The sequence below is a fragment of the Zoogloea sp. genome, assembly GCF_041911615.1.
In the GTDB taxonomy this organism is placed as follows: Bacteria; Pseudomonadota; Gammaproteobacteria; order Burkholderiales; family Rhodocyclaceae; genus Zoogloea.
Map to the genome: position 1 here is coordinate 37,767 of NZ_JAYROR010000138.1, position 24,067 is coordinate 61,833.

Genomic DNA, 24,067 nt, shown 5'->3' on the forward strand with positions numbered 1-24,067 from the left:
ATGAAGCTGCTGCTGGTCGCCGTCGGCACGCGGATGCCGGCGTGGGTCGACACCGCCTTCGACGATTTCGCCAAGCGCATGCCGCGCGAGATGCCGCTGCAGCTCGTCGAGGTGAAGGCCGAACCGCGCACCACCGGCAAGACGGTCGAGGCGATGATGGCCGCCGAGGCAGCCCGCATCGAGGCGGCGCTGCCGCCGCGCTGCCGGCGCCTGATCCTCGACGAACGCGGCGAGGACCTCACCACCAAAGCCCTCGCCCGGCGCCTCGAACGCTGGCAGGACGGGGGCGACGACGTCGCGCTGATCATCGGCGGCCCCGACGGCCTCGACCCCGCCCTGAAGGCCACCGCCCACGAGACGATGCGCCTGTCCAGCCTCACTCTGCCCCACGCCCTCGTGCGGGTCATGCTGGCCGAGGCGCTGTACCGCGCCTGGAGCCTGTCCAGGAACCACCCGTACCACCGGGAGTGACCGCCGGGCGCGCGGGCCCCATCGGCGGCCCGCAGACGGTTAAAATCCGTTTGTCCTGCACTCGCCGAGCCGACGGGCGACGCCACCCGCGACCGCCCTCCCGACCGGCCCACACTGCCCGTCCGCCATGATCTACCTTGCCTCCAACAGCCCTCGCCGGCGCGAGCTGCTCCAGCAGATCCACGTCCACTTCGAGCCCCTGCTGTTCCGTGGTCCCGGCCGCCACGACCACGACATCTCCGAACACGAACTGCCCGACGAAGACGCGGTGAGCTACGTGCAGCGCGTCGCCCTCGCCAAGGCCACCGGCGGCGTGCAGCGGATGCGCTGGCGCAACCTGCCCGAGCGCCTGCTGCTGGCCGCCGACACCACCCTCGAAGTGGATGGCGAGATCGTCGGCAAGCCCGACGACGGCGAGCACGCGGTGGCGATCCTGCAGCGCCTGTCGGGGCGCGCCCACCGGGTGCTCACCGCGGTGGTGGTGAGCGACGGGGCGCGCTACGCCAGCAGCCTGTCGATCAGCGAAGTGCGCTTCCGCCCGCTCTCCGAGGACGAGGTGCGCAACTACGTCGCCACCGGCGAAGCCTCCGACAAGGCCGGCGCCTACGGCATCCAGGGCCGCGCGGCCCTGTTCGTCGAGGAAATCCGCGGCAGCTACAGCGGCATCATGGGGCTTCCGCTGTTCGAGACCGGCGCCCTGCTGCGCGAATTCGGCTATCCTCTGTGACCGGCCGCCGGCGCCCATCGCGCCCGGCCGACACGAGGAGGGAAGACCCACACCAAGAAAGGCGCGGCCACGATCCGCGCCGCCGATGCCGGACGAGCGGCGATCGGTGATGGTCCGCAGCCGCGCGGGTCATCACCCATCACCGCTATTGCAGATTGCCTCCCGCATCATGTCCGACGAATACCTCATCAATTTCACCCCCCAGGAAACCCGCGTCGCCCTGATGCAGCAGGGCGTCGTCCAGGAAGTGCATGTCGAGCGCACCGCCAGTCGCGGCATCGTCGGCAACATCTACCTGGGCCGCGTCGTGCGCGTGCTGCCGGGCATGCAGTCGGCCTTCATGGACGTGGGCCTCGAACGCACCGCCTTCCTGCACGTCGCCGACATCTGGACCGACCGCCACGCCGGCGACGCGCCGCGCCCCATCGAACGCATCCTCGCCGAAGGCCAGAACCTGATGGTCCAGGTGCTCAAGGACCCGATCGGCACCAAGGGCGCGCGCCTGTCCACGCAGATCTCCATCGCCGGGCGGATGCTGGTCTACCTGCCCCAGGACAAGCACATCGGCATTTCCCAGCGGATCGGCGACGAGGCCGGCCGCGAGGCGCTGCGCGAGCGCGTCAGCCGCCTGCTGCCGAAGGACGAAAGCGGCGGCTACATCGTCCGCACGATGGCCGAAAACGCCACCGACGAGGAACTCGCCGCCGACATCGCCTACCTCAAGAAACTCTGGGCCGAGATTCGCAACCGGGCTGTCGGCGCCTTCCCGCCCACCGTGCTGTACCAGGATCTGAACCTCGCCCAACGGGTGATGCGCGACTTCGTCACCGACGCCACCGCGCGCATCGTCGCCGACTCCCGGGAGAACTTCCAGAAGCTGATGGCCTTCGCCAGCGAGTACATGCCGCAGGTCGCGCCGCTGCTCGACCATTACACCGGCGAACGCCCGCTGTTCGACCTGCACGGCGTCGAGGCAGAGATCGAGAAGGCGCTGGCGCGGCGCGTCGACCTCAAATCCGGCGGCTACCTCATCATCGACCAGACCGAGGCGATGACCACCGTCGACGTGAACACCGGCGGCTTCGTCGGCGCCCGCAACTTCGACGACACCATCTTCAAGACCAACCTCGAGGCCGCCCAGGCCATCGCCCGCCAGCTGCGCCTGCGCAACCTCGGCGGCATCATCATCGTCGACTTCATCGACATGGAAAGCAGCGAGCACCGCAGCGCCGTGCTCGACGAATTCCGCAAGGCGCTCGCCCGCGACCACACCAAGATGACGGTCAATGGCTTCACCACCCTCGGCCTCGTCGAAATGACCCGGAAGCGCACCCGCGAATCCCTTGCCCACCTGCTGTGCGAGCCGTGCCCCACCTGCGCGGGCCGTGGCGAGGTGAAGACCGCCCGTACCGTGGCCTACGAAATCCTCCGCGAGCTGCTACGGGAGGCACGCCAGTTCAACGCCCGGGAGTTCCGCGTGCTGGCCGCACCCAACGTCATCGACCTCTTCCTCGAGGAAGAATCCCAGTCGCTGGCGATGCTGTCGGACTTCATCGACAAGACCATCTCGCTCCATCCGGAAGCCAGCTACGGGCAGGAACAGTTCGACATCGTACTCCTCTGAGCCCCCGGAAAATCCCATCCAAATAAACGCACCAATACCGTGCAATCCCAGTATTGGTGCGCTTTTCCGGGCTTTTCCGCCCCCTGTCGGTGCATCCAAAAATTCAATCGCCGGGCAATTGACGCTTGCATCCGGACGCCCGCAGAATCCGCCGCCTAGACCCCTTTCCAGGTAGCGCACGATGCAGACGCGGAACATCCTCCAGGCCCCCGCTGGCCACCCCACCGGCCCCTTCCGGCTCGGTCCCGACCACGGTTACGCCTTCGACGGCGACCGGGTCCGCCTCGACGCCGAACTCGTCCCCAGCGGTACCGACGACGCCACCGGCAACGCCTGGGCACTCCAGCTGTGGGCCTGCGACGCGCCCTTCGACGGCCGTCCGGTGCGCGGCAACAAGATCGCCGAAGTGCCGGTCTGCGCCGACGACACCCGCATCAGCGTCGTTGCCGACGCCTTCCCCCCCGCCGGCCACGGCAACCACGCGATGGTGCTGGTGCTCGCCACCGGCGACGACGGGCAAGTTTGCGACTACGCCAACTTCACCCACCTGGAATCCTTCGCCCAGCCGCGCCTGCAGGGCTGCACCGGCTTCGCCTTCGGCGACGCGGCGGTGAGCCTGCGCATCGAGGGCATCGACAACCCCCGCGCCGCCGACAACCTGAGCGGCACCCTCGCCGCCGAGCTGTGGGCGCTCCCCGCCCCCTTCGGCACCGACGGCACCGCCGGCGGCGTGTTCCTGGCCGGCGCCAACCTCGGCCGCCTGGCCGGCCAGCACGCGTGGCACGATCTGCGCGTCACCCTGCCCGTGGGCACGCCCCCCGCCGGCGACTGGCACCTCGCCCTGCTGCTGCGCGAATGGACCGCCGCAGGCTACGTGACCCGCGATTTCAGCGATTTCTCCACTCCGGTGAGCTGGGCCGACACCCCGGCGGCGGCACCGGCCGAGGCACCGAAAGCCACATCCAAGGGCACCGCCAAGGCCGCCACGGGGGTGTCGATCAACACCGCCAGCGCCACCGAACTCGCGGCCGTCAAGGGGCTGTCGAAGACCGTCGCGGCCGCCATCGTCGCCGCGCGCCCGTTTGCACACCTCGACGAGCTGCTGAAAGTGAAAGGCATCGGCGCCAAGCTGCTCGGCCGGCTCAAGAGTCGCCTGACCCTCTGAAGCGACGCGCGACACCCCACGCCCCCGGCCGCGGCACCTCGCCGCCGCCGGGGGCGATGACGTGAACGATCCGACAGGCGCCGATGCGGCTCAGGGTGTGGATGGCGCCCACAGCGCCGCGCCGGTGGCCTCGACCAGACACAGCCAGGTGCGCACGTCGAACTCCAGCTGGTGGTAGTCCGGCTCCATGCGACAGCACAGCTGATAGAAGGCCTTGTCGTGCTCGGCCTCCTTCAGGTGGGCCAGCTCATGCACCACGATCATGCGCAGGAACTCCGGCGGCGCCTCGCGGAACAGGTTGGCGATGCGGATCTCCCGGCGGGTGCGCAGCTGGCCGCCCTGCACCCGCGCCACGCGGGCATGAATGCCCAGCGCGTTGTGGACGCGCTGCAGCTTGCCGTCCCACACCACCTTGCTGAGCGGCGCCGCGTTGCGCAGGTGGCGGGCCTTCAGCTCGCCCACGTAGGCGTACAGTGCGCCGTCGTTGCGCACCGCGTGGGGTAGCGGGTACTTGCGGCGCAGACGCTCGCCGAGGCTGCCGTCCGCCAGGCAGTCGCTCACCTGGGCGACGAGATGCGCCGGATAGCCGGCGAGGTAGCGCAGAGGGGGCGCAAGCGACATGGCGGGCAGGAAGACTCCAGGGTGGGGACGGCATTCTATCCCGCCCGGCGCCCACGATGCCCGCCGCCCCCCGAGGCTCAGCAGCCCAGCAAGGTCGCCAGCGGCGCCAGGGCCGCCTCGTCGATGGGTTCGAAGCGCTGGAACTTGAGATCCTCGAGCACCCGTTGCCCCGCCGCGTCGAGGTGCATCCCGCACTGGATCGACTGGATCGCCTCGCGCTTGTCGGCCCACTCGCGGGCCACCATGAAGCAGTGGAAGGCGGTGCCGTCGCGGCTCTCGCCGATCACCTGGAGCTCGCCGCGGGTCGCGGCGCTCATGCCCGCCCAGGTCTCGTTGAAGACGAAGCCCAAGTCGGCCTCGCCTTGCAGCACGGCCTTGGCGGCGTTGAGGTGATTGCCGACGAACTTGAAGCTGGCGCCATCGGGGCTCATGCCCTCGCGACGCATCACCTGCAGGCCCAGGTCGTGAATCACCAGTTTGTCGGTGGCACTGGCGATGCGCGGCGTGTCGGGCACGGCGACGCCGGCGCGGGCCACCACCAGCGTCTCGTCCTGCACGCCGGCCGGCCGCGCGACCGGCACGAAGCCCTTCTCGCGGGCAAAACGCAGGGCACTGAAAGGGTTGGCGTAGACGACGTGGAAACTGTCGTCGAGCACCGCCTGGCGCTCGACGAGGAAGTTGTCCTGGGGCTCGAAATGGATGCCGATCCCCAGGTTGCGCTGCAGGTAGGTGTTGAGGGTGAACCAGCCGAGGAGATTCTTGGCCGTATCGTGGGGGCAGACGCTGAGTTTGAACTGACTGGCCATCGCGCTTACCCACCGAACCTGCAGGACAATGGGCGATGTGCCGGCCGCGGGGCCGGAGAGCTTTGGTGGGACATGACTGGACCTCTGACGGGTGGGTTGTTGTTATCCGACACCCCACCCCGCACCGACAGGCTGCAGGGCAGGACGCCGGCCAGTCATGATGTTAGCAAACTCTGTTTTCAATTCATTACAAATTAAATCACGCCCCTGGCATTATTCATGCAATTTATAACCAGTCCACCAGCGACACCCCCAGCCCGAAGACGGTCTGGCGGTGGTTGTAGTCGATCAGCGTCTCGCCGTAGCCGCTGAACAGCTGCATGTAGCCCTTGAGGTTGCGGTGGATCGGCGCGGTCCAGTCGAACTGCACGGCACCGCGGGATTCCGAGCCGGTCAGCAGCGTGCTGCGCACGGTGAGCCCGAAGCCGTGCTCGCCGACCCGCCACATGGCCTGGATGTCGCCGTGGCCCATGTACTGGGTGATGTCGGGGTTGTCGTCCTTCGAGGCCTTCTCGGCGAAGCGCAGCCACGGGCGGATCACCAGCGCGAAATCGCCACGCTCGATGCCCACCTGGCCGACCAGCCGGTTCCAGCTGCGCGAATAGGGCTGGCTGCGGCCGTTGGACTGGTGGTTGAGCCCGATCGACATCATGCTCACCTTGAAGCCCGCGCCAGCATCGAGGTTGGTGCGGAACACCGCCATCAGCTCGGGCTCGTAGTCGGTCTCGCGGAACGGCGACGAGAAGCGCTTGTTGTACATCTGCCAGTTGGACTGCTGGGTGTAACCCATCCACAGGTCGCCGTGGCGGCCGAACAGGCCTTCCCACAGCTTTGTCTTGAAGCTGATCTGGTACTTGGCCTCGGCCGAATCGATGTTGTTCTCGGTGCTCACGGTGTTGAGCGGATTCGGCGAGCTGGGCTGGCGGTTGGGCGAATCGCTCCAGCGGGCCAGCAGGATGTAGGTGGGCTTGTAGGGGCGGATCAGGAAGGTGCCCTTCTTGTCCTCGGCGTCGAGCTCCCAACGGCTGGAAAACGCGCTGGATTCGGTATGGGCCACCGGCGCCGGCGCCTCCTGGTGCGGGCGCCCGACGGCCGTGTCGTAGCAGGCGAGGCGCTCGGTGTTGTCGGCGATGGCGGCGCAGGGGGCCGGGTCGGCCGCCACCACGCCCCCGGCGGCGGTGAGCAGCGCCGTCGCGAAGGCGGCGCGAGTGTGGTTTGCGTTCAAGGAACGATCTCCATGGCTTGCGTGATTCGGTATCAGGGGGCCCGGCGCGCGGCCAGGAACTCGCCCAGAATGCGTCCGGTATGCGACCGCTCGACACCGACGATGGTTTCCGGCGGCCCCTCGGCGACGATCTCGCCGCCGCCTTCGCCGCCTTCCGGGCCGAGATCGACGATCCAGTCGGCCTCGGACATCAAGTCGAGGTCGTGTTCGATGACCAGCACCGTGTGGCCGGCGTCGGCGAGGCGATGGAGCACGTGGATCAGCTTCTCCACGTCGGCCATGTGCAGGCCCACGGTGGGCTCGTCGAGCACGTACAGCGTGTGCTTTTCGGGCGGCAGCGGGCGGCCCGGGCCGGTGGCGGATTCACCCGCCCGGCCGCGTACCTTGGCGAGCTCCGACACCAGCTTGATGCGCTGGGCCTCGCCGCCCGATAGCGTCGGGCTGGGCTGGCCGAGGGTCAGGTAACCCAGGCCCACGTCCTGCAGCAGCCGGAGCGGATGGGCGATGGACGGATGGGCGGCGAAGAACTCCACCGCGTCTTCCACCGCCATGTTCAGCACCTCTGCCACGCTCCTGCCCTTCCACTGCACGGTGAGCGTCTCGGGGTTGAAGCGGGCGCCGCCGCAGGCCTCGCAGGGCAGCTTCACGTCGGGCAGGAAGTTCATCTCGATGGTGATGCGGCCCTGGCCCTCGCACACCGGGCAACGCCCGGCGCCGGTGTTGAACGAGAAGCGCGAGGCCGTCCAGCCGCGCATCTTGGCTTCCGTCGTCTCGGCGAAGAGCTTGCGGATGGCGTCCCAGAAGCCGATGTAGGTGGCCGGGCAGGAGCGCGGCGTCTTGCCGATGGGGGTCTGGTCGACTTCGAGCACGCGGCCGATCTGCGCCATTCCCTCGACGCTCGCACAGCCCACCGGGCCTTGCGCCACCAGGCTGGCGTGGAGCACGTCGCGGGCGAAGGTGGATTTGCCCGAGCCGGACACACCGGTGACCACCGTCAGCCGCGCCAGCGGCACGCGGGCCAAGACGTTCTTGAGGTTATGCAGCGTGGCGCCTTCGACGACCAGCGCCGGGTGGTCGTCGGCGACGCCCCGGCGCGGCGCGAGCGGATGCACCAGCGGATTGGCAAAGCAGCGCCCGGTGGCGGATTCCGGCGCGGCGATCAGCTCGGGCAGCCGGCCTTCGGCGACGATGCGGCCGCCACGCACGCCGGCGCCTGGGCCCAGGTCGATCACGTGGTCGGCGCGGCGGATGGTGTCTTCGTCGTGCTCGACCACCAGCAGGGTGTTGCCGCGGCCGCGGAGTTTTTCGAGGGTGTCGAGCAGCAGCCGGTTGTCGCGCGGGTGCAGGCCGATGGTCGGCTCGTCGAGGATGTAGCACACGCCGGTGAGGTTGGAGCCGAGCTGGGCCGCCAACCGGATGCGCTGGGCCTCGCCGCCCGAGAGCGTCGGCGCGGCCCGGTCCAGCGCCAGGTAGCCGAGGCCCACCTGCTGCAGAAAGTCCAGCCGGCCGCGGATCTCGGCGATCAGGTCGCGGCCGATCTCGGCCTCGCGGCGCTCAAGCGTCAGCGTCTCGAAGAAGCCCGACACCTTGCCCACCGCCAGCGACGACAGCTCGTGCAGGCCCAGATCGCGGAAGCGCACCGCCCGCGCCACCGGGTTGAGCCGCGCGCCGTGGCAGCTGGGGCAGGCTTCATCGGTTTCGTGCTCCAGCTCACCCAGGTCCAGGTCGTCCGGGTTCTCGACCTTGCCGGAAATCTTCACGCCGGTGCCGTAGCAGTCCGGGCACCAGCCGTGCTTGGCGTTGTAGGAGAACAGGCGCGGATCGGGCTCGGGGAAGCTGGTGCCGCAATCCGGGCAGGCCCGCAGCGTGGACAGCGTGGTGAGCGCGCCGCCCGGCTCGCCCAGCGGCAGCACCTTCAGCACGCCCTTGCCGTGGTCGAGCGCCGCCTGCACGTAGTCGCGCAGCAGGCTTTCGGTGTCGGCGCCCACCTTCACCCTGCCCACCGGCAGCTCAATGTTGTGCTCCTTGTAGCGGTCGAGGCGCGGCCACTTCTTGGTGGGCAGGTAGTCGCCATCGACGCGCAGCTGCTCGAAGCCCTTGCCGCGGGCCCACTTGGCGAGGTCGGTGTAGAGGCCTTTGCGGTTGATGACGAGCGGCGCCAGCAGCTCCACCGATTCGCCGGCGTGGTCGCGCTGGATCTGGGCGACGATGGATTCGAAGCGCTGGGGCGTCACCGGCACGTCGCAGTCGGGGCAGTACTGGGTGCCCAGCTTCACGTACATCAGGCGCAGGAAGGGCTGGATCTCGGTGAGGATGCCCACCGTGCTCTTGCGCCCGCCGCGACTCACCCGCTGCTCGATGGCGACGGTGGGCGGGATGCCGAAGATCGCATCCACGTCCGGCCGCGCCGAGGGCTGGGCAAACTGCCGCGCGTAGGCGTTGAGGGATTCCAAATAGCGCCGCTGGCCTTCGCCGAACACGATGTCGAAGGCCAGCGTCGACTTGCCCGAGCCGGACAGCCCGGTGATGACGGTGAACTGGTCGCGCGGAATGTCGAGGCTGACGTTCTTGAGGTTGTGGTGGCGGGCGTGGCGGATGGTGATGGCCTTGTCCGCCACGGGGCGGTAGCGGGCCGGCGGCTCGGCCACCACCGGCGCGGCCTGCAGGCGGGCGAGCTGGTCGGCGTAGTCGGCCAGCGCCCGGCCGGTGTGGGACGCGGGGGTGGCGATCACCTGGGCCGGCGTGCCTTCGGCGACGATCAGGCCACCGCCGGCGCCGCCTTCGGGGCCGAGATCCACCAGCCAGTCGGCGGCGGCGATCACGTCGAGGTTGTGCTCGATGACCACCAGCGAGTGGCCGGCGTCGAGCAGCTTTTCAAACGCCGACAGCAGCCGCGCCACGTCCTCGAAGTGCAGGCCGGTGGTGGGCTCGTCGAACAGGAACAGCAGGCCCGGCTCGTCGCCGGCGGCGGCCTTCTTCGACTTCTTGCCGGCCAGTTGCGCAGCCTCGGCCAGATAGCCGGCGAGCTTGAGGCGCTGAGCCTCGCCGCCGGATAGCGTGGGCACCGGCTGGCCGAGGCGCAGGTATTCGAGGCCCACGTCGGCCAGCGGCGCGAGGGCGGCGAGTACGGCTTTCTGGTCGGCGAAGAAGCCGAGCGCTTCGGAGACGGTCATCTCCAACACGTCGGCCACACTCTTGCCGCGCCATTCGAGGGCCAGGATCTCGGGCCGGTAGCGCTTGCCGTCGCAATCGGGGCAGCGCAGATACACGTCGGACAAAAACTGCATCTCCACGTGCTCGAAGCCCGAGCCGGTACACGTCGGGCAGCGCCCGGTACCGGAGTTGAAGCTGAAGGTGCCCGGCGTGTAGCCGCGGTCCTTGGCCTCTGGCAGGTTGGCGAAGAGCTTGCGGATGGCGTCCCAGGCGCCCACGTAGCTCACCGGGTTGGAACGGGCGCTCTTGCCGATGGGCGACTGGTCCACCATCACCACGCCCTTGATCGCGTCGGCGCCGACCAAGCCATCAAAGGCGCCGGGCGGCTCCGACGGCTGGCCGAGGTGCTTGGCCAGCGCCGGGAACAGCACGTCCTGGATCAAGGTGGACTTGCCCGAACCGGACACGCCGGTGATACCGACCAGCCGCTGCAGCGGGATCGCCAGATCGACGCCGCGCAGGTTGTGCTGGCGCGCGCCCCGCAGCACGAGGCGCGGCGCCTCGGCCGCGACCGGGCGCGGCTGGCGGCGGGTGTCCACGCGCTTGCGGCCGGCAAGGTAGGCGCCGGTGAGGGAGGCCGGGTCGTTGGCGATGGCAGTGGGCGCGCCGTAGGCGACGATCTCGCCGCCGCGCTCGCCGGGGCCGGGGCCGATGTCGAGCAGGCGATCGGCAGCGAGCATCAGCTGCGGGTCGTGCTCCACGACGACCAGCGAGTTGCCGGCGTCGCGCAGGCGCTCCATCACGCCGAGGATGCGCCCGATGTCGCGCGGGTGCAGGCCGATGGAGGGCTCGTCGAGCACGAAGAGCGTATTGACCAGCGAGGTGCCCAGCGCGGTGGTGAGGTTGATCCGCTGCACCTCGCCGCCCGACAGGGTGCGCGACTGGCGGTCGAGCGTGAGGTAGCCGAGGCCCACGTCCTGCAGGTAGCGCAGGCGGCCCTTGATCTCGCCCACCAGCAGCTCGGTGGCTTCGTCCAGCGGCGCGGGGAGATCCAGCGCGGCGACGAAGGTGCTCACATCATCGATGGGCAGGGCAAGAAGCTCGCTGATTGCGAGCTTCGTGAGGAGGCCATGCTCAGCGCGAGTGCGCTGGCGATCGGAGGGAAGCTCCTCACTCCTTACTCCTCTCTCCTCACTCCTCGGCCCCTCCTCCTCACGGCGCCAGAGGCGCCACAGCAACGCCTCCGGCTTGAGCCGCGCGCCGTGGCAGGCGGGGCATTCGGTGTAGCTGCGGTAGCGCGACAGCAGCACCCGGATGTGCATCTTGTAAGCCTTGGTTTCCAGCCAGTCGAAGAAGTGGCGCACGCCGTACCAGTAGCGTGGCCAGCTGGAATCCCAGTTCTTCCACTTCTCGTCGCCTTCGAGCACCCAGCGGCGATGTTCTTCCGGCAGGTCGCGGAAGGGGATGTCCATCGCCACGCCGTATTTCTTCGCCATCTTCGCCAGGTCGTCCTGGCATTCCTTGAAGCTGGGGCTCTGCCAGGGCTTCACGGCGCCTTCGGCGAGGGTCTTGGATTCGTCCGGGATCACCAGCCCGAAATCCACGCCGATCACCCGCCCGAAGCCGCGGCAGGTGTCGCAGGCGCCGATGGGCGAGTTGAACGAGAACAGGCTGGGCGTCGGGTCCGGGTAGGCGATGTCGCATTCGGCGCAGTGCAGGCCGCTGCTGAACTTCCAGCGGGTCTCCGCGTCGCCCTCGACGGCATGCACCGTGAGCTTGCCGTGACCGGCGGCGAGGCCGATCTCCAGCGCCTCCATCACCCGCGCGTGCTCGGCGTTGCCGAGGCGGAAGCGGTCCTGCACCACGTGGAGCACCTCGCCGTCGCGGGCGTGGATGCGGGTGTAGCCCTGGCGGGCCAGCAGTTCGGCCACTTCGTCCTCGCCGAAGTTGGCGGGCACGGTGACCGGGAAGCTCACCACCAGCCGCGGATCGCCCGCCGCAGCGGCGCGGGCCGAGAGGTCGGCAAAGATCGTCGCCGGGGTGTCGCGCGTCACCGGTTTGCCGCAGCCGCGGCAGTGCAGGCGCGCCGCGCGGGCGTAGAGCAGCTTGAAGTGGTCGGCCAGCTCGGTCATCGTCCCGACCGTCGAGCGGGAGGTGCGCACCGGGTTGGTCTGGTCGATGGCGATGGCCGGCGGCACGCCCTCGATACGATCCACCTGGGGCTTGTCCATGCGGTCGAGGAACTGCCGGGCGTAGGGCGAGAAGGTCTCGACGTAGCGGCGCTGGCCTTCGGCGTAGAGGGTGTCGAACACCAGCGAGCTCTTGCCCGAGCCGGACACGCCGGTCACCACCACGAGTTCGTGGTGGGGGATGTCCAGCGACAGGTTCTTGAGGTTGTTCTGACGCGCGCCGCGGATGCGGATGGCGTTATCGGTGGCGGGCGCGGCGTGGTCGCCGGCGCAGGCGGGATCGAGGCACATGGCGGAGCGGTCGGTTCAAACGGGCGAACGCGATTGTAGCGCCCGCCGCGTGTCCGGCCATGCCGCTCAGGGATTCAGGAGCTTGTCGGTGGCGGCGGCGTCCACCAGCGATTCGTCGCGGAACAGCCGCGTCTCGGGTCGCGCGCATTGCTGGGCCAGGGCGCGGGCGGTGATCGCCAGCACCGCGTCGTGGTCGCCGTCGGAGATCAGCACCACCTGGCCGGCCGGCGCGAGGTGGGCGACGTAGCCGTACATCACCCGGCCGTTGGGCAGCCCGACCGCGACGCTGTCGCCGATCGTCAGCCCGGCCCATTCGGGCGTCAGCGACAGCTCGCCGGCCACGTATTGCTTGTGTTTGAGGGTCAGCAGGCCCGGGCTTTCGTCCGGCGCGCCGAGGGTCGGCGGCGAGGTGGTGCGGCGCAGCGTCGGCACCGGCGGCTTGCGCCCGGCCATCAGGCTGGTGTGCATCGCCTGGCACGACGAGAGCGCCGAGCCGGCCTGCTTGGCCGGCAGCGCGATCCAGGTGAGGCCGTCGTCCAGATCGTAGATCAGCGACGGAAATTCGCTCTTCATGCGCTGGCGGGCGGCTTCGTCGGCGGGCGGCACGGCGGCGGCCAGCAGCCGGTTGGCCACCAGCAGCCGACTGGCCCACTGGGGGCTTTCCGGCCCGTAGCGGTACGCCACCTTGGCCAGCACGTGCACCCAGTAGCGTTCGAGGAAGTTGCGCGCCACGCTGGCCGGCTCCTGGCCGACGAGCAGGTACACCGCGCGGCTGGCCTGGTGCAGCGCCACCTCCCGCCGCTCGAGGCGCAGGGCGATTTCGATGTGCCGCGCGGCGCGGCTGAGCGCGCTCTTCTGGCGGGTGACGAGCAGGGATTCGAGCACCCCGAGGGCCATCTCGAAATCGCGCCGACCGGGGCGCGACAGGCGCGCGAGGGCGCGGACCATCGACGCCAGCCCGCGGCACACCGGCAAACCTGGCGTGCAATCGGACGGCAGGGTGCGACCGACGTTGGCAATCCGGTCGACGAGGCGCAGGGCCGGATGGCGGTCGAGCGCCAGCAGATTCTCGCTGCGCAGCGCCAGGCGCAGCAGCGGCACCCGCAGGCCCGAGAACAAGGTGCGGATCGTCGCCGGCAGGTCGGCGTCGCTCTCGGCGCGGCCGCAGACGGTTTCGATCACTTCGACGGCGGCGGCCTGGACCGGACTGAGCAGCGCCCCCATCTCGCTGGCACCGAGGGACACCGGCACGCCGGCGCCGTACTTCTGGCGCTCGACCAGCCAGGCCTTGATGCGCTCGATGATCGCCGACGCCAGGTCCGGGTCGAGGCTGGCGCTGGGCGTCTGACGCATCTCGCGCTGGGTGAGCACGGCCAGGCGCAGGGCGTCCACCGGGTCGATGGGCAGGCTGGCGCGGGCCGCCGGGGTGTCGGTCCAGTCGGTCTCGTGCGCGTCGGCAGCGCTTGCCGGAGACGGGGCCGGCGCGGGGGGCTCGACCTGCTTGCGGATGTCCACACCGCGATGGGCGAGGCCTTCGTCGGCCAGCTGATGCTCGAGCGCCCGGTAGAAGTGCGAGAGCTGCCGTGCGAGGGGCGCCTCGAGCTGGCGCAGCAGTTGCAGGGCTTCGGCGGGGCGCAGCTTCTCGGCTTCCTTCAGGGCGCGCAGGGCGCGGCACACCGTGGCGGTGCCCAGCGGCGATTCCTCGCGCACCTCGATGCCCTCGTCGGCCAGCATCAGGCGCATCCGCAGGTGCAGGGCGGACAGCTCGCGACCGCAGAAGGTCTGCAGGCGGCGGTCGAGGTTGATCAGGGCAATCGAGTAATCGGCTTCGTCGGAACGCACCAGGCCGATCGAACTCGGCCCTTCCTCCGGCTTGCGCTCACGGAACGGCCCGACCAGCGCGTCGAAGCACGCCCCCGCGGTGCGCGACAGCACGTCGAGCCACTCGGGATGGCGGATGACCTCCCCCGCTCCGTCTCGCAAGGCCTGCAGGAAACCCGCCCGGCAGCGCGCAAGCAGATCCGAGGCCGGGGCGGCCGACGAACCTCGGTAACGGGATCGATGGGGCATGAACGGGGACGCACGAAAATGTCGTCACAGATTTATACACAGCCCGCGTCCGCTTTCACTGTGACAGACGCCCGTTCCGGGCAGATATTTGCAGCACGCGCCGTGCCATCGTGACGGCGAACAGCACGGCCAGCCCCCACTTGATCGACGAACACAGCGCCGACAACGGAATCAGCGCGCTCGGCGCGCCGAAGGGGCCGGCGAGCAGCCGGAGCTGGCACAGATTCTCGGCCTGGTCGAACAGCCCCGCCACCGGCAGCATCCACGCCGCCCGGGTCATCGCGCGCCGCTCGCCCGCCGCGAAGAGCCCGGCACGACACGCCAGCACCCAGCCGAACAGCGCATAGACGAAGGGGTGGAGCAGATCGTACGGAAAATGCGCGCGGTAACGGGCCACGCCCGCATCGCCCCAGGCCCGCAGGATCGCCCAATAGGCGTCGGCATCAAAAGTGGACTGCAGAACGAGAATATTCGGCCGTAATTGGTGGAGTAAGTAGCCGAGGTTGGCTTGCGACACCACGAAGGCGAGGGTCGCAAGGCAGACCGCAAGACGCGACGACGAAAGCATGACCAAGCTCCTCCGGAAGCCGGTGAAGGTCCGACAGCCCCGACAGCGCCACCACGCTGGTGAGGCGCTGCCGCGCGCGGGTGTCCAACCCCGGACGACGAACAAAAGAACGATAAAAAATGAATCTTTTTATCAAATTTACTGCATCCCGAGCAGGCTGACTCCGCCATGAATACCGCCACGACCACCCGCAAACTCGATCACGACGAACTCACCGCGACACTCGAGGCCGTCCGCATCCCCGCCTGCCCGAGCATCGTCGCCGATGTGATGCGCGAAGCGCAACGGGACGAGCCTTCGATCAAGGTCCTGACCCGCATCCTGGCTTCGGACGTGAGCATGTCCGCCGCCGCGGTCAAGCTGGCCAACTCGCCCATGTTCGGCGCCGGCGCCAAGGTGCGCAGCGTGCAGCAGGCAGCGACGCGGCTCGGCATCAAGAACATCCTCAACGTGGTGATCGCCGTCGCCCTGCGCGACTTTCCCACCGATCTGCCGGCCGAGCTGCTGCAGAGTTTCTGGTCGCGCGCCGCGACGCTGGCCCTGGCGGCCGGAGTGCTGGCCCGCAACCACGTGGGCATCTCGCCCGACAGCGCCTACACCTACGCCCTGTTCCAGGATGCCGCGGTCCCGGTGATGATGAGCAGCTTCCCCGAGTACAAGGCGCTCTACGCCAACGCGCCCGACCGTGGCTACCCGTTGATCCTCGAGGAACAGGCCCATTTCCGCTGCGACCATGCCGTGGCCGGCTGGCTGCTGGCGCGCAACTGGGGTCTGCCGGCCAAGATCGCAACCGCGATCCGCTACCACCACGACCCCGAGGTCTACATCCTTCCCGAGAAGGAGCTCCCCTCCGACGCCCTCGCCCTGATCGCCGTGACCATCCTCGCCGAGCACGTCATCGCCGACTTCACCGAGAACGCCCACCCCGTCGGCGGCCGCCCCTTCGAGGACGCGAAGACCTTCCTGGGCACCTCGGACGCCGATCTGGACGAGTTCCACGACATCATCGCCGCCGCGCTCAACGCCCACCCCTGAATCCTGCCGCGGCCAACAAAAAGCCCGCCGATCGGCGGGCTTTTTTGCTGCTGCGCAAGCCGGTACGACGGCCTCACTCGCTGGCGGCGGCCTTCTTGCGGGCGGGCGGCTTCTTCGCCGCCGGCGCCTTGGGTTCCTTCTTCTCGAACTCGAAGCCGACCTTGCCGTCGTCGCCACGCACCAGGAACGCCGAAAACTTGCGCTTGGTGCGGCTGGAGACGAAACCCTTGAGCAGCTCGGTGCGGCCGGTATCGAGCAGCTTGCTCATCTGCTCGCGCTCGATGGGCTGCTGCAGGATGACCTTGCCGGAGCGGAAATCGCAGGATTTCTCCGGCCCCACCGACTTGCTGCAGACGTAGGACAGCCCGTGCTCGTACACCTGCGCGCCGCACTTGGGGCACAGGCCGAGGGAATCCTGGCCCGAGAAATCCACCGGCTCGGCGGCCTCGTCATCCTTGGGCTGGCCGAAGTCGAACTCGGGCTGCTTGTCGTCGTTGAGGCGGATCTCGGCGTTGAAGAGCCGCCCCATCTTGTTGCGGAAACCCAGCAGCGGACCGACCCGGCCGGTGGAAAGCAGGGTCTCGATCTCGGCGATCTCGAACTGCCGGCCGGCGACGATCTTCCAGGCGCTCCAGTCGCAGCGCTGGCAGGCGAACTTCTTGTAGTTCTCCTTCACCTGGCCGCCGCACTTCGGACAGGGCGTCGCCAGCGTCGCGAAGTCGCCGGGCACGGTGTCGGACTCGTAACGCTTGGCGCGCTCGACGATGTCGCGGGTCATGGCCTGGATGTGGTCCATGAACTCGGCGCGCGAGAGGGCGCCACGCTCCATCTGCGCCAGCTTGTGCTCCCATTCGCCGGTGAGTTCGGGCGAGGTCAGCTCGTTGGTGCCGAGGCCGCGCAGCAGGGTGATCAGCGAAAACGCCTTGGCGGTCGGGATCAGCTCCTTGCCGTCGCGCAGGATGTAGGTTTCGCCGATCAGGTTTTCGATGATCTGGGCGCGGGTCGCCGGGGTGCCGAGGCCGCGACCTGCCATCGCGGCGCGCAGCTCCTCGTCGTCCACCATCTTGCCGGCGCCTTCCATGGCCGACAGCAGCGTGGCTTCGTTGAAGCGGGCGGGCGGCTTGGTGACCAGCGCCTTGACGACGATCTCGTCGGTGGAAACCTGCTCGCCGGGCGCCACCGCCACCAGCTGCGGCGCACCGCCGTCAGCCTCGCTCACCGCGGCGGCCTTGCCATAAACGGCCAGCCAGCCCGGATTGACGAGGATCTTGCCCTCGGTCTTGAAGGCCTCGCCCTCGACACGGGTGACCCGGGTGGTGACGCGGTATTCGGCCGCCGGATAGAACACCGACAGGAAGCGCCGGGTGACCAGATCGTAGATCTTCGCCTCGGCCTCGGACAGGCTCTTGGGTGCCGTGCCGGTAGGGATGATCGCAAAGTGGTCGGAGATCTTGGCGTTGTTGAAGATGCGCTTGTTCGGCCGCGCCCAGCCCTGCTTGACGATCTCGTTGGCGAAGGGCGCGTACTCGTCCGGCAGCCCGCCGAGGATGCCCTTGACCTGGCCCACGTAGTCTTCCGGCAGCGCGCGGGCGTCGGTACGCGGGTAGGTCAGCACCTTGTGCTTCTCGTACAGGGCCTGGGCCAACTGCAGGGTGGTACGGGCCGAGAAGCCGAAGCGGCCGTTGGCTTCGCGCTGCAGCGAGGTGAGGTCGAACAGCAGCGGCGAGAGCTGGGTGGACGGCTTGGATTCTTCCTCGACCGTCCCCGGCTTGCCTTCGCACTTGGCCTTGATGGCCTCGGCGCGGGATTTGTCCCACAGGCGGAAGGCGGTGGCGTGTTCCGCCAGCGGCGCGCCTTCCTCGGGCTTCTTGAAACCCTCGTCGAACCAGCGCCCCGCGTAAGCGCCGGCCTGGCAGCCGAAGCTGGCCTCGAGTTCCCAGTAGTCGGTGGGCTTGAAGGCGCGAATCTTTTCTTCGCGCTCGACGACGATGGCGAGCGTCGGAGTCTGCACGCGACCGACGGTGGTGAGGTGAAAACCGCCGGTCTTGGAGTTGAAGGCGGTCATCGCCCGGGTGCCGTTGATGCCGATCAGCCAGTCGCTCTCGGCGCGGCATACCGCGGCCTGGCGCAGGCCCTCGACATCGGCGGCGGCGCGCAGTTGCTCGAAGCCGTCGCGGATCGCGCCGGCGGTCATCGACTGCAGCCACAGGCGCTGCACCGGCTTGCTGGTGCCGCTGTGCTGGACGATGAAGCTGAAGATCAGCTCGCCCTCGCGCCCCGCGTCACAGGCATTGATGAGGCCGGTGACGTCCTTGCGCTTGATGAGGCGGGTGAGCAGCTTGAGCCGGTCCTCGGTCTTCTCGATGGGGTTGAGCGCGAAGTGCGGCGGAATCACCGGCAGATGGGCGAACGACCACTTACCGCGCTTGACCTCGAACTCGGCCGGCACGGTGAGTTCGAGAAGATGGCCCACCGCCGAGGAGAGCACGTAGTGCTCGGACTCGAAGTAGTCCTTTTCCTTGGTGAAGCCGCCGAGGGCGCGGGCGATGTCCGCCGCAACCGAGGGTTTTTCCGCAATGATCAGCTGCTTGCTCATGCCTGTGGTGCGCCCGACTCAGGTTGTTGGGGGAGCGGCGCATCATACGGAAGCCTGCGCCGGGCTTGCAAGCGGCCCCGGGTCAGTGCAGGGCGTATGACACGGGCTCGTCGTCCTCGTCGGACTCGTTGAGCAGCTCTTCGAGGATCAGGCCGTTGATCGGGCGATCCTGCTGCCAGAGCACCATCAGCACGATGACCTTGAGGTTTTCGAGCTCGATTTCCGGCTCGCCCAGGGCCAGGGCACGCTCGACGATCATCTCGCGACATTCGGCGTCGAGGATCCCGGCGTTCTCGAGGAACAGCAGGAAACCGCGGCACTCCACATCCAGGCGGACCAGCTCGTCGTCGGCGTAGATGCGCAGCGAGCCGGGCCGCGCGCAGTGCGCCGGTCGCTCGCCGTCGGAGAGCTGGCGCAAGCCGGAAAGCCAGTCGAGGGCTTCGGAGATTTCCTCTTCCTCGAAGCCGGCGGCCGTCAGCTTGCGGGCCAGTTGCGCGGGTTCGGGGCACGCGTCGGCGTGAACATAGTTCTCGAAGAGATACACGAGGATGTCGAACATGGCGCGGGGCCTGGGGCCGGTCGTTTTTAGAGACGCTGGAGGCGCCCTCCGGGCAGGCGTGACACGCGCCCGTCGAGTTCCAGCGTCAGCAGAATGGCGTAGAGCGCTTCCGGCGTCAAGCTGGTGCGGTGCACCAGTGTGTCCAGGTCCACGGGATCGTGCCCCAGGGCACACAGCACGCGAGCGGTCTCGTCGTCCTCGGTCGGCGGGACGGGCGTGTCCGGCGCGGGCGTCGGCGGCGGCGCGAGACGCAGCTCTTCGAGGATGTCGGCGGCCGATTCGACGAGCTTGGCGCCGTCGCGGATCAGCTGGTGGCAACCCCGCGCAACCGGCGAATGGATCGAGCCGGGAATCGCGAAGACTTCGCGACCACAGTCGGTGGCCAGTCGGGCGGTGATCAGCGAACCGCTCTTGAGCGCCGCCTCGACCACCAGCACGCCCGTCGCCAGGCCGGCGATGATGCGGTTGCGGCGCGGAAAGTTGTAGGCCAGCGGCGCCGTGCCGAGGGGGTATTCGCTCACGATGGCGCCCGCTTCGGCGATGCGTCGCGCCAGCGCGGCGTTGCGCGCCGGGTAGATGCGGTCGGCACCGGTGCCGATCACCGCCACCGTGCTGCCTGGGCCGGCGAGGCCGCCGCGGTGGGCCGCGCCGTCGATGCCCAGCGCCAGGCCGCTGACGATGGTCAGACCGGCTTCGGACAAGGCGGTCGAAAACGCTTCGGCGTTGGCCTCGCCCTGGGGCGTGGCGCTGCGCGCGCCGACCACGGCGACCGATGGCCGCGCCAGCAGCGCCGGATCGCCCTTGACGTAGAGCAGCACCGGCGGATCGGGAATCTCGAGGAGCGTCGCGGGATAGGCGGCGTCGCCCAGGGTGACGACCGCATTGCCGGGCAGGGCCGCCCACTCGATGGCCGCGTCGACAGCGGCACTGGCAGTGTATTCGAGGAGCGTACGCGCTACCGGCGCGCCGACCACGGCGGCAATCGCCGAATGACCGGCTGCGAATATGCCCTCAGGCAAGCCGAAGGCCGCCAGCAACTGACGCTGATTCGCCGCGCTGACGCCCGGCGTGAGCGTCAGCCGCAGCCAGGCAGCGAGCGGATGAGGGTTCGACACGATGGAATCAGCGGAAGTGGGATTGCGTGAACAAATCGTAGCGAGCGGCCCGAGGTTGCGACGAGGAACGCAGCTGTACTTTCAGTACAGCGAGTACCGGAATCGCAAGATCGGGGCGCGCAGTAGATTTATTCGCGCAATCAGGGTTTGCGGACGCTGTCGGCGACGGTCACCGGCCCGTCGTTCTCCATCACCAGCGCGTAGGCGATGCGGTCGAAGACGCGGAACACGAAGACCAGGCCATAGCGCTGCTCGGGCAGCTGGAAGCGCTGCGGGCGGCCGACGTTGTCCTCACGGTAGGCGGTTTCGCCGCGGTTGCGGTGCAGCGACAGGACATGCCCGATCTCGAGACCGTCGCGCTTGCCGAGGCTCACCGACACGACGTTGTAGCGGCCCGCTTCGGCGACGCCGTTGTAGATCGACACGACGCGCCCGCGCAGGTCGGCCTCGGGGGCATGGGGCACGTAGCTGAGCAGCTCGGGCCGGCCGGCCGGCAGCAGGCGGTCGCCCTTGCCGATCTCCTGCTTGGCGGCAGTGATCATCAGGCTCGCCGGGACCGGCAGGCGGGCCTCGGCGCTGCCACTGTCGCCTTCCACGTCGGGCGTCAGCACGCCGGCTTCGGACTGGACCCGGGCACGCCCGAGGTAAACCGCCTCGTAGCCGAGCACCTCACCGGTGACCGGCTCGCGCATCGGCTTGGCCTTGCGATAGACGTTCCACTCGGGTATGCCCGGAACGATGCGGGTGGCGAAGATCGTGTCGCCGGAACCGGTGAACACACGACCTTCCTGGGTGGCGACGATGATCCCTGCGCGCTCGTCCTCCTGGTCGCCCACCACCAGCGGCTCGGACAGGAAGGGCTGGATCGCGCGCACCGGGATGCTCTGGATCGCGCCGGCGGAAGGCGACGAATACACCTGCGGGAAGCGCTTCTCGTAGAGCGGGCGACGGTCGCCGCCGCCCTGGCCGATGCGCTTGCCGAACTTGAGCGTCGGCACCGCGCCGCTGCGGTCGAGGACGATGATCTGGCCGGGGTAGATCAGGTGCGGGTTGCGGATCTGCTCGCGATTGAGGCGCCAGACCTCGGGCCAGCGCCACGGCTCCTTCAGGAACTTGCCGGAAATGCTCCAGAGGGTGTCACCGGGCACCACGGTGTGGCTGTCGGGGGCGTCGTCGGCCAGGCGGACCGGATCGGTCGCGCCGGCACCGGCGGGGACCAGGGCAGCGACGCCGATCAGGAGGGCGGATATAATGCTGCGAATCATTCGTTTTCCACTCGCTTTCGGCGGATAGCTTTGCCGCGCAATGGTCAGCCGTTCGGACGGCAGCCCAGGGCGGTCGATTTGGCGGGGCCGGATGCGTGCCGCGTCAAGACGCGAGCATCGCAGATTTGGCTCAAAATTCTGCACGTAAAGTGTTCATCCGGCAACATTTATGGCCCTTCTACCGATTCTCCGCTACCCCGACCCCCGCCTGCACACGCGCGCTGCGCCGGTGCGCGAGGTGGACGACGCCATCCGCAAACTCGTCGCCGACATGGCCGAAACCATGTACGAGGCACCGGGCATCGGCCTTGCCGCCACCCAGGTGGATGTGCACCAGCGCGTCGTCGTGATCGACGTGTCGGAAGACAAGTCGGCGCTGCTGGCGCTCATCAACCCCGAGATCATCGCGCGCTCCGGCGAGCAGGTCTGTGAGGAAGGGTGTCTTTCGGTGCCCGGCATCTACGACAAGGTCACCCGTGCCGAGCACGTCACGGTGCGCGCCCTTGACCAGCAGGGCAAGCCTTTCGAACTGGACGCCGAGGGCCTGCTCGCGGTGTGCATCCAGCACGAACTCGATCACCTCGACGGCAAGGTCTTCGTCGAATACCTGTCGCAGCTCAAGCAGACCCGGATCAAGGGCAAGCTCGCCAAGAAAGCACGGATCACCGCCTGATGAAAGTCGCCTTCGCCGGAACCCCCGAATTCGCCGCCGCGGCGCTGGAGGCGATCCTCGCCGCCGGCTTCGAGGTGCCCCTCGTCCTCACCCAGCCGGACCGCCCCGCCGGCCGCGGTATGCAGTTGCAGCCGAGCCCGGTCAAGCAGGTGGCCCTGGCCGCCGGCATCCCGGTGCATCAACCCGAGAAGCTGCGCACGCCCGAGCAGCAGGCCCCCCTCGCCGCCGCCTGCTGCGACGTGCTGGTGGTGGCCGCCTACGGGATCATCCTGCCCCAGGCGGTGCTCGACCTGCCCGGCCACGGCTGCCTCAACATCCACGCCTCGCTGCTGCCCCGCTGGCGCGGCGCGGCGCCGATCCACCGCGCCATCGAGGCCGGCGACGCCGAGACGGGCATCACCATCATGCAGATGGACGCCGGGCTCGATACCGGTCCGATGCTGATGAAGCGCGTCGTCCCGATCGATGCCGACGACACCACCGGCAGCCTCCACGACCGCCTCGCGCAGGCCGGCGCCGCGCTCATCGTCGACGCCCTGCGGGCGCTGCCCGGCGGGCTTTCCGCCACGCCCCAGCCGGCCGAGGGCGTCACCTACGCCGCCAAGATCGGCAAGGCCGAGGCCGCCATCAACTGGACCCGCCCCGCCTCCGAGATCGCGCGGGCGGTGCGCGCCTTCAACCCCTTCCCCGGCGCGCTGGCGACGCTCGACGGCACGCCGATCAAGCTGTGGCGCGCCCGCGCCATCGACGCCAGCGGCACGCCGGGCGAGGTGCTGTTGGCCGAGGGCGCCGGCGTGATCGTCGCCTGCGGCGAAGGCGCCCTGTGCGTCACCGAACTGCAGAAGCCCGGCGGCAAGCGCCTGCCGGCCGCGGATTTCCTGCGCGGCCTGCCGATCGCCACCGGCGCCCGCTTCGCCTGACCGCCAGGCGATTGAATTTTTTGCCTTTTGCCCCATCTAACCAGCCGCTGACCGCATCACATTTCTGAAAGGACGGATACCCGCAATGCTCGGCAACTGGCTCAAGACCTCGATCCTCATGGCCGCGATCGTCGCCCTGTTCGGGGTGATCGGCGCCATGCTCGGCGGCAAGTCGGGGATGCTCATGGCGCTCGTCTTCGGCGGCGCGATGAACCTGTTCTCGTACTGGTTCTCCGACAAGATGGTGCTGCGCATGTACAACGCGCAGGAAGTGGACGAAACCAGCTCGCCCTACCTCTACAACATGGTGCGCGAACTGGCCGGCCGCGCCCAGCTGCCGATGCCCAAGGTCTACATCATTCACGAGGACCAGCCCAACGCCTTCGCCACCGGCCGCAACCCGGACAACGCCGCGGTGGCCGCCACCACCGGCATCCTGCAGATGCTATCCGAGCGCGAGCTGCGCGGCGTGATGGCCCATGAGCTGGCCCACGTGAAGCACCGGGACATCCTGATCTCCACCATCTCGGCGACCATGGCCGGCGCCATCTCGGCCCTCGCCAACTTCGCGATGATGTTCGGCGGGCGCGACGAGAACGGCCGCCCGGCCAATCCGATCGCCGGCATCGCGGTCGCCCTGCTCGCCCCGCTGGCGGCCAGCCTGATCCAGATGGCGATTTCCCGCGCCCGCGAATTCGAGGCCGACCGCGGCGGCGCCGAGATCGCCGGCGACCCGAACGCCCTGGCCGACGCGCTGATGAAGATCGACGCCTTCGCCCGCGGCATTCCGATGCCCACCGCCGAGGCGCACCCGGAAACAGGCCAGATGATGATCATGAACCCGCTCTCCGGCGGCGGTCTGCGTGGCCTGTTCAGCACCCACCCGGCCACCGAGGAACGTGTCGCGCGTCTGCGGGCGATGGGAGGCGGACGACGCTGAGCCCGATCGCAGCACCACAAAAACCCGGCCACGGCCGGGTTTTTTTATGGCGGC

The 24,067-nt window shown here is 68.8% G+C and carries 18 protein-coding genes; 8 read left to right on the plus strand and 10 right to left on the minus strand.

The window, feature by feature from the left end; translation table 11 throughout:
* The 4 genes from rlmH to ACE3P2_RS18410 all read left to right on the plus strand — a co-directional run bounded on the left by rlmH (position 1) and on the right by ACE3P2_RS18410 (position 3,987).
* Entirely contained in the window at positions 1 to 471 is a 471-nt protein-coding gene (gene rlmH / locus ACE3P2_RS18395) for a 23S rRNA (pseudouridine(1915)-N(3))-methyltransferase RlmH (protein ID WP_374267153.1), read from the plus strand.
* A gap of 127 nt (positions 472 to 598) precedes the next feature.
* A complete protein-coding gene (locus ACE3P2_RS18400) occupies positions 599 to 1,198 on the plus strand; it encodes a nucleoside triphosphate pyrophosphatase (protein WP_374267155.1) in 600 nt (199 codons plus the stop codon).
* Positions 1,199 to 1,367: 169 nt separating this feature from the next.
* Positions 1,368 to 2,822: a ribonuclease G gene (gene rng / locus ACE3P2_RS18405; RefSeq protein ID WP_374267157.1), complete on the plus strand. Its 1,455-nt coding sequence runs from the start codon at positions 1,368 to 1,370 to the stop codon at positions 2,820 to 2,822.
* Positions 2,823 to 3,003: 181 nt separating this feature from the next.
* Positions 3,004 to 3,987, plus strand: a complete 984-nt coding sequence (locus ACE3P2_RS18410; RefSeq protein WP_374267159.1) for a ComEA family DNA-binding protein — start codon at positions 3,004 to 3,006, stop codon at positions 3,985 to 3,987.
* 90 nt (positions 3,988 to 4,077) lie between these two features.
* On the opposite strand, the gene ACE3P2_RS18415 is transcribed toward ACE3P2_RS18410, so the two are convergent.
* From ACE3P2_RS18415 to ACE3P2_RS18440, 6 genes are all read right to left on the minus strand, one after another.
* Positions 4,078 to 4,608: a M48 family metallopeptidase gene (locus tag ACE3P2_RS18415; RefSeq protein ID WP_374267161.1), complete on the minus strand. Its 531-nt coding sequence runs from the start codon at positions 4,606 to 4,608 to the stop codon at positions 4,078 to 4,080.
* Positions 4,609 to 4,685: 77 nt separating this feature from the next.
* Positions 4,686 to 5,414 (minus strand): PhnD/SsuA/transferrin family substrate-binding protein, encoded by a 729-nt coding sequence (locus ACE3P2_RS18420; RefSeq protein ID WP_374267163.1) that lies wholly within the window; start codon positions 5,412 to 5,414, stop codon positions 4,686 to 4,688.
* Between the two features lie 226 nt (positions 5,415 to 5,640).
* On the minus strand, positions 5,641 to 6,639 hold the full coding sequence (locus tag ACE3P2_RS18425; RefSeq protein WP_374267165.1) for a phospholipase A: 999 nt from the start codon (positions 6,637 to 6,639) through the stop codon (positions 5,641 to 5,643).
* A 32-nt stretch (positions 6,640 to 6,671) separates the two neighbouring features.
* Positions 6,672 to 12,272 (minus strand): excinuclease ABC subunit UvrA, encoded by a 5,601-nt coding sequence (gene uvrA, locus ACE3P2_RS18430; RefSeq protein ID WP_374267167.1) that lies wholly within the window; start codon positions 12,270 to 12,272, stop codon positions 6,672 to 6,674.
* A gap of 66 nt (positions 12,273 to 12,338) precedes the next feature.
* On the minus strand, positions 12,339 to 14,342 hold the full coding sequence (locus ACE3P2_RS18435) for a DUF1631 family protein (protein ID WP_374267169.1): 2,004 nt from the start codon (positions 14,340 to 14,342) through the stop codon (positions 12,339 to 12,341).
* 55 nt (positions 14,343 to 14,397) lie between these two features.
* On the minus strand, positions 14,398 to 14,910 hold the full coding sequence (locus tag ACE3P2_RS18440; RefSeq protein ID WP_374267171.1) for a hypothetical protein: 513 nt from the start codon (positions 14,908 to 14,910) through the stop codon (positions 14,398 to 14,400).
* Between the two features lie 168 nt (positions 14,911 to 15,078).
* Between ACE3P2_RS18440 and ACE3P2_RS18445 the strand changes: the two genes are divergently transcribed.
* Positions 15,079 to 15,945 (plus strand): HDOD domain-containing protein, encoded by an 867-nt coding sequence (locus tag ACE3P2_RS18445; protein ID WP_374267173.1) that lies wholly within the window; start codon positions 15,079 to 15,081, stop codon positions 15,943 to 15,945.
* 73 nt (positions 15,946 to 16,018) lie between these two features.
* Here the strand turns inward: ACE3P2_RS18445 and ACE3P2_RS18450 are convergent, their stop codons facing one another.
* From ACE3P2_RS18450 to ACE3P2_RS18465, 4 genes are all read right to left on the minus strand, one after another.
* Positions 16,019 to 18,541, minus strand: coding sequence for a DNA topoisomerase III (locus tag ACE3P2_RS18450; RefSeq protein ID WP_374267175.1), 2,523 nt, complete (start codon positions 18,539 to 18,541; stop codon positions 16,019 to 16,021).
* Positions 18,542 to 18,623: 82 nt separating this feature from the next.
* Positions 18,624 to 19,100: a DUF494 family protein gene (locus ACE3P2_RS18455; protein ID WP_374267177.1), complete on the minus strand. Its 477-nt coding sequence runs from the start codon at positions 19,098 to 19,100 to the stop codon at positions 18,624 to 18,626.
* A gap of 26 nt (positions 19,101 to 19,126) precedes the next feature.
* Positions 19,127 to 20,215: a DNA-processing protein DprA gene (gene dprA, locus ACE3P2_RS18460; RefSeq protein WP_374267179.1), complete on the minus strand. Its 1,089-nt coding sequence runs from the start codon at positions 20,213 to 20,215 to the stop codon at positions 19,127 to 19,129.
* Positions 20,216 to 20,355: 140 nt separating this feature from the next.
* Positions 20,356 to 21,480, minus strand: coding sequence for a LysM peptidoglycan-binding domain-containing protein (locus ACE3P2_RS18465; RefSeq protein ID WP_374267181.1), 1,125 nt, complete (start codon positions 21,478 to 21,480; stop codon positions 20,356 to 20,358).
* A 169-nt stretch (positions 21,481 to 21,649) separates the two neighbouring features.
* On the opposite strand from ACE3P2_RS18465, the gene def reads away from it, so the two are divergent.
* The 3 genes from def to htpX all read left to right on the plus strand — a co-directional run bounded on the left by def (position 21,650) and on the right by htpX (position 24,013).
* Positions 21,650 to 22,153, plus strand: coding sequence for a peptide deformylase (gene def / locus ACE3P2_RS18470; RefSeq protein WP_374267183.1), 504 nt, complete (start codon positions 21,650 to 21,652; stop codon positions 22,151 to 22,153).
* On the plus strand, positions 22,153 to 23,073 hold the full coding sequence (gene fmt, locus ACE3P2_RS18475) for a methionyl-tRNA formyltransferase (protein ID WP_374267185.1): 921 nt from the start codon (positions 22,153 to 22,155) through the stop codon (positions 23,071 to 23,073). Before def ends, fmt begins: the two co-directional genes overlap by 1 nt.
* An 85-nt stretch (positions 23,074 to 23,158) precedes the next feature.
* A complete protein-coding gene (gene htpX, locus ACE3P2_RS18480) occupies positions 23,159 to 24,013 on the plus strand; it encodes a zinc metalloprotease HtpX (RefSeq protein WP_374267187.1) in 855 nt (284 codons plus the stop codon).
* Positions 24,014 to 24,067 lie beyond the last annotated feature (54 nt).